Source organism: Mesorhizobium sp. M2C.T.Ca.TU.002.02.1.1, assembly GCF_003997225.1.
Map to the genome: position 1 here is coordinate 1 of NZ_RZTO01000323.1, position 6273 is coordinate 6273.

At 64.0% G+C, this 6273-nt stretch carries 5 protein-coding genes; all 5 read left to right on the forward strand.

The window, feature by feature from the left end; genetic code table 11:
- The coding region (locus EOD07_RS17990; RefSeq protein WP_245470207.1) for an enoyl-CoA hydratase-related protein at positions 1–300 on the forward strand (300 nt) is incomplete at its 5' end.
- A gap of 19 nt (positions 301–319) precedes the next feature.
- A complete protein-coding gene (locus EOD07_RS17995) occupies positions 320–1819 on the forward strand; it encodes a 3-hydroxyacyl-CoA dehydrogenase (RefSeq protein WP_127236429.1) in 1500 nt (499 codons plus the stop codon).
- A gap of 20 nt (positions 1820–1839) precedes the next feature.
- Entirely contained in the window at positions 1840–4017 is a 2178-nt protein-coding gene (locus EOD07_RS18000; protein ID WP_164772324.1) for an alpha-ketoacid dehydrogenase subunit alpha/beta, read from the forward strand.
- A gap of 87 nt (positions 4018–4104) precedes the next feature.
- A complete protein-coding gene (locus EOD07_RS18005) occupies positions 4105–5655 on the forward strand; it encodes an ABC transporter substrate-binding protein (RefSeq protein ID WP_245470211.1) in 1551 nt (516 codons plus the stop codon).
- Positions 5656–5809: 154 nt separating this feature from the next.
- Positions 5810–6273: aminotransferase class IV (locus EOD07_RS18010; RefSeq protein WP_206519489.1), on the forward strand; the 464-nt coding region annotated here is incomplete at its 3' end.

Genomic DNA, 6273 nt, shown 5'->3' on the forward strand with positions numbered 1-6273 from the left:
GTCCTGACCGGCGATATGTTCCCGGCGGAAGATGCCGAGCGCGCCGGCCTCGTCAGCATGCTCACGGATGAGGGCGATGCCCTGCGGCAGGCACTGCAGATCGCCCAGAAGATCAGCCGTCTCCCGCCGTTGGCCGTCGAGCAGATCAAGGAAGCCGTCGTCAATGGCGAGGACGCTCCCCTGGAAACGGCGTTGCGCCTGGAGCGCAAGGCATTTCAACTGCTTTTCGATACGGCCGACAAACGGGAGGGCATCGCCGCCTTCCTGGAAAAGCGCAAAGCGTCATTTACGGGGCGCTGACTTGGCAGGCGCGGGAGGGGTGTCGAGAAGTCGGGTCGAGAAAGCCGGTGTCGTGGGCGCCGGGGTGATGGGATCCGGCATAGCGGAGGTTCTGGCGGCGGCGGGCGTCGACGTGGTGATCGTCGACGAAGCGCCGGGAAAAGCCGCAGCCGCCCTCGAGCAGATCGCGTCGCGCCAACGCGCCAGGGCCGCCGCGGGCAAGGTCAGCGCGGAAACGGTCGAAAGACTGCTTGCCCGTATCGAACCCGTCGAGACACTGGGCCGCCTGGCCGGCACCGACCTGGTCGTGGAAGCCATCGTCGAACGTCTCGAGCCCAAGCGTCAGCTCATCGAGACGCTGGAAAAGATCGTCGGGCCGGACGCAATCATAGCGACCAACACATCGTCCCTGTCGGTGACGGCGATCGCCTCCGCGGCCAGCCGCCCGCAGCGGATCGCAGGCTATCATTTCTTCAATCCCGTCCCGGTGATGAAGCTGGTGGAGGTCATCTCCGGCGCCCATACGGCGCCGGAGGTCGAGCGCGCGCTGGTCGAGCTCGCGGCCCGCTTCGGCCATCGCCCCGTCATTGCCGCCGACACGCCCGGCTTCATCGTCAATCACGCTGGCCGCGCCTTCGGCACGGAAGCCCTGGCGATGCTGCGCGAAGGTGTTGCGCCGGTCGACGACATCGATGCGATCCTGCGGGACGCCGCTGGATTCAGGATGGGTCCGTTCGAGCTGATGGACCTGACCGGGCTCGATGTCTCGCATCCGGTCATGGAAAGCATCTACAACCAATTCTACCAGGATCCGCGCTATCGCCCGTCGGTCCTCGCCGCCCGGCGCGTGGAGGCCGGTCTTCTCGGCCGCAAGACCAAACGCGGGTTCTACGACCATGGCGATGGCCGACCGAACCCTCCCGCGGGACCGGCGGAAGCGGCTGGCGCCGAAGCGGCTTTGCCGGGTCGCGTCACCGTGATCGCCGACAACGAGGCCTCGGGCATGCAGGAACTCGTCGACTCGTGCGCCACCGACCGGACGATCGACGGCGACCACCTCATTCTCATCGGCCTGGAGGGCGAGGACGTGGCCGGCGCCGCGGTGCGGCTCGGTCTGCCGGCTTCGCTTTGCGTCGGCTTCGATCCGTTTTTCGGCATCGACCGCCACGTGACGCTCGTGGCCTCCGCCGCAACGTCCGACCGGACCAGGGAAGCGGCCTTGAGCCTGGTCCGCCGCGCCGGCCGCAAGGCGACCATGGTGGAGGATAGCTGCGGGGCCGTCTGCCAGCGCGTCATCGCCACGATCGTCAATATCGGCAGCGAAATCGTCGAGCAGAAAATCGCTTCGGCGCCAGATCTCGACGCGGCGGTCAGGCTTGGCCTGGGCTACCCGCTGGGGCCGCTGGAATGGGGCGACAAGATCGGCCCCAAGCGCGTTCTGCGCATCCTGGACAAGATTTATGACCGCACCCGCGACCCTCGCTACAGGGCAAGCCTATGGCTGCGGCGACGCGCGGAGCTAGGCCTTTCTTTGCAATAGGCCGAGCGGGAGGAGACGAGTTGGCCCAAAAGCATGAACTGAAACCATCGGCACCCTGGTACCGGATCGAGGCGGACGAATCCGACTGGAGCGCGCTTCCCGCTCGGGAGTTGGTTCGCCTTTATGCTCAAATGAAGCTGATCAGGCGCTTCGAGGAGAAAATTCTCGATCTGGAGAAAGCCGGCCTGATCCATGGTCCCGCGCATGCCAGCATAGGTCAGGAGGCGGCGGCTGTCGGCGCGGTGTCGATGCTGCGCGCCAACGACCAGATCAATGGCACGCATCGCGCGCACCATCAGGTGCTGACCAAGCTGGTCAATGCGCAGACAGAGCCGGACTTCGACATACTGAGCCAGGACTTCACACCGCGGATGGACGATGCCGTCTACCGCTTCATGGCCGAAATCATGGGGCTGTCGCCGGGCTATTGCGAAGGCCGCGGCGGCTCGATGCACATGCGTCATGCCGCGTCCGGCGTCGCCGGCACCAGCGCCATCGTCGGCGGCAACATTCCGCACGCCGTCGGATACGCGCTTGCCGACAATGTCCTCGGCCGGGATGGTATCTCGGTCGCCTTCTTCGGCGACGGCGCCTCGCTCCAGGGCGCGGCCTATGAATCGATGAACATCGCGGCCGCCTACAAGCTGCCGGTCATATTCTTCGTCGAGAACAATCTCTATGCCGTTTCCACGCATATCGAGGATGTGACGGCCGAGCCCAGGATCGCATCGCGCGGTCCCATGCTCGGCTTCACCGGCATCGAATGCGACGGCATGGACGTGGTCGCCGTCCATCAGGCGATGTCGGACGCGATCGAAACGATCCGCGCGGGGCGCGGTCCGGTCGTCATCGAGGCGAAGTGCTACCGCTATCACCACCAGAGCGGCAGCAAGACCGGCAGCGAGTTCGGCTACCGCAGCAGCGAGGAAGAACAGGAATGGCTGAAGCGCGACCCGCTGCGGCTGGCGGAAACACGTCTCGGCAAGCTCGGAATCCTCGATAGCACGGCTCTGGCCCTGATCGACGAGCGCGTAAGCGCGACCGTCCAGTCGGCCGCAGCGCGGCTGACGGAAACGGCGCCGGGCAGCAACCAGCTTCGCATACAGGCAAACCTATGGCCTTCCGCGCAATCGGTGGATATCGGCATCCTTGCGCCTCCCGCCGAAGCCGAGGGGCTCAAATACCGGGAAATCGAGGACTTCGCGCCCGACGAACTGGTCAAGACCCGTTTCGTCACCGCCGCCGGTGAAGCGCTGGGGGCGGCGATGGCGGGCGACCCGACCATCATCGTGCTGGGCGAGGACGTCCATCGGCTGCGTGGCGGAGTGAGCGGTTTTACCCGCTCCGCGCTCGAGCAGTTCCCCGGCCGCGTGCTGGCCATGCCGATCGCCGAGAACGGCTTCACCGGCGTCGCGCTCGGCGCCGCGCTGCGCGGGCTGCGGCCGGTCGTGGAAATCATGTTCGGGGATTTCTGCTTCGTGGCGGCCGACCAGATCGGCAACGGCATCGCCAAGGTGAGGCACATGTTCGGCGACGGGTTTCCCGTGCCGCTCGTCATGCGGGTGCGCGTGTCTCCGCATACCGGCTACGGCTCGCAGCATTCGAGCGACCCGGCCGCGCTGTTCCGGCTGTTCCCCGGCTGGCACGTGGTCGAGCCGACGACCGCCTTCGACTATGTCGGGCTGCTGAACACGGCGCTCAGGACCAACGACCCGGTCGCGATCATCGAGCACGTCGAATTCTACCAGCGCGAGTCTCTCGTGCCGCGCGACGAGCGCGACTTTTGCATCCCGTTCGGCAAGGCCAAGATCGTCCGGCCCGGATCGGCGTGCACTGTCCTTGCGACATCCGTCATGGTCCCAGCGGCGTTGAAGGTCGCGGAAGAGACCGGCATCGACGCCGAAATCATCGACATGCGCAGCGTCGGCCAACTCACGACCGACTGGCCTCTGGTCCTCTCGTCCATCGCCAGGACCAATCGCGTCGTCATCGTCGAGCAGGTTGCGAGCGGCCTGTCGCTCGGGCGTCATTGGATCGCCGAGATCCAGGCGCGCGCCTTCGACGATCTCGATCACGAAATACTCCACGTCACCGGCAGCCTTTCGGCGCCCGTCGTTTCGGCCGTCTTGAACAAGGCCGCGCTGGGTTCTTCCGAGAAGCTGCGGCAGGCGCTGGAGTTGATTACCGGTAGCGCTTGAACCGAAAATGCCAAAAGGAGCATGATAATGAGACTGGGGAACTTCAATCATATTGCCAGACATTGGAAAGGCCTTGCCGCGGCGACGATGCTGGCGGGCATGGCCGCCACGGCGGTGCCGGCGGAGGCCAAGACGCTGGTCGTCGCGCGCGACATGGACATCAACTCCCTCGATATCGACAGGAGCTGGTGCGACACCTGCATGATCTACAACGCCGCGGTCTATGACGGCCTTCTGGCGCTCGACAAGGACAACAAGCTCGTCCCGGTCATCGCCGAGAGCTGGACGGTCAATGACGACCAGACCGTGTTCACCTTCAAGCTCAACCCGAAAGCCACCTTCTCCGACGGTTCGAAGGTCGAAGCGAAAGACGTCAAATGGTCGTGGGAGCGACTGAAGAACATAAAGGGCAGCCCGTCGGATCTCGCCTCGACGATCTCCTCGATCGAGACTCCGGACGCCGAAACGGTGGTCGTGAAAACCGCCGAACCGAATTCGGAACTGCTGAACGTTCTGGCCGCCAGCTATTTCGGCGTCATCAACAGCGACGTCGCCCAGGCCGAAGGCAAGGCCACCGCGGCGGCTGACGCCGCGCAGTCGGATCCTGCCGAGCCGTGGTTCCTGGCGCATTCGGCCGGCGCCGGCCCGTTCGTGCTCGACACCTATCAGCCCGGAGCGGAACTCAGGCTGAAGCGAAACGAAAAATACTGGCGCGAACCGGCCAAGGTCGACGAGATCGTCATTCGTCAGGTCGGCGACGCCGTGGCCCAGGCCCAGCTTTTGCAGAGCGGCCAGGCCGATGTCGCCATGAACATTGATCCCGAGACGGCCAAGACGCTGACCGGCCCGAACGTCAAAACGGAATCGGCTCCCTCCAACAACTTCGTCTACATTGCGATCAGCCCGGGCGCCGTCGCCAATCCCTTCCCGATGACCGCCGACATCCGCGAAGCGATCTCGCTGGCCGTCGACCGCAAGTCGCTCGTCGACTTCACCCTGGGCGAAGGCAATGGCCGGCTGATTTCGGTTCCCTTCCCGCTGGACTTCCCGGGCGGCGCGGGACACTCGATACCGGAATTCGACCAGGCCAAGGCCAAGGAACTGCTTGCCAAGGCGGGCCACGCCGACGGCTTCACGCTCGAAGCGACCTATCCGAAGCTGAACGTCTATGGCGTCGACTTCACCCTTGCCATGCAGAAAATCCAGCAGGACCTGGCGGCGGTCAACATCAAGCTTGACCTTAAGCCTGTCGAGTTCCCGAACTGGCGCGAGGCGGCGAACAAGGATCACATCCCGCTGACCTTCGTCTTCTTCGCCCCCGACTTTTATGGGACGTCGCAATATGTGAACTATTTCGGCCTGGCGCCGGATTCGACCTGGGCCAAGCGCGCTGGCGCCGCAACCGACCCGTCCTTCGTCATCAACGACACCAAGCCGATGCTGGCCGAGGCGCTGAAGTCGGCGCCTGACAAGGCGGCAAAAATCTATTTCGACATCGGCGAGAAGATCAAGGCGCAGAACGTCATCATTCCGATGATCAGCCCGAACACCATCCTTGCCTATGGCAGCAAGGTCCATGGCGTGCGGAACTCGCCGAGCTCGAACGTTCCTCTCTACGAGATTTCGCTCGACGACTGACGGCGCCGTTCCGTCCTCCGCGGGGCCCATGAAATGCGCCCCGCGGATATGGCTCAAGGCCAAAACAGGATTTCTGTCAGGAAATTGCATCAGCAAGGAGATCGAGCCGCTCGCCCTTTCCATGGAACGGGAGAGGCTCGGATGGAGGATAACCGTGCCCTATACCGATTTCATTTTCGATGGTTACCGCAAGCGCCTCGGCGAATTGGAAGCCAGCGACAACCCTTTGTCCAAGGGCGTGGCCTATGTCGAAGGTGAGCTCTATCCGATCCATGAAGCCCGCATTCCGATTCTGGACCAGGGCTTCCTCCATTCGGACCTGACATACGACGTGCCGTCCATCTGGGATGGCCGCTTCTTCCGCCTCGACGACCATCTGGACCGCTTCGAGCGCAGCTTGAAACAATTGCGCCTGCGCAGCCCGCTCGACCGTCACGGCATTCGCCAGAAGCTCGTGGAAATGGCCGCCAAGAGCGGCATCCGCGACGCCTATGTCTGCATCATCGTGACCCGTGGCCTGAAATTCATCCGCCAGTACAGCCCGGATGAAGTCGAGAACAACCTCTATCTCATGGTGCAGCCTTTCTTGTGGGTCATGGGAGAGGAGCTGCAGAAGAC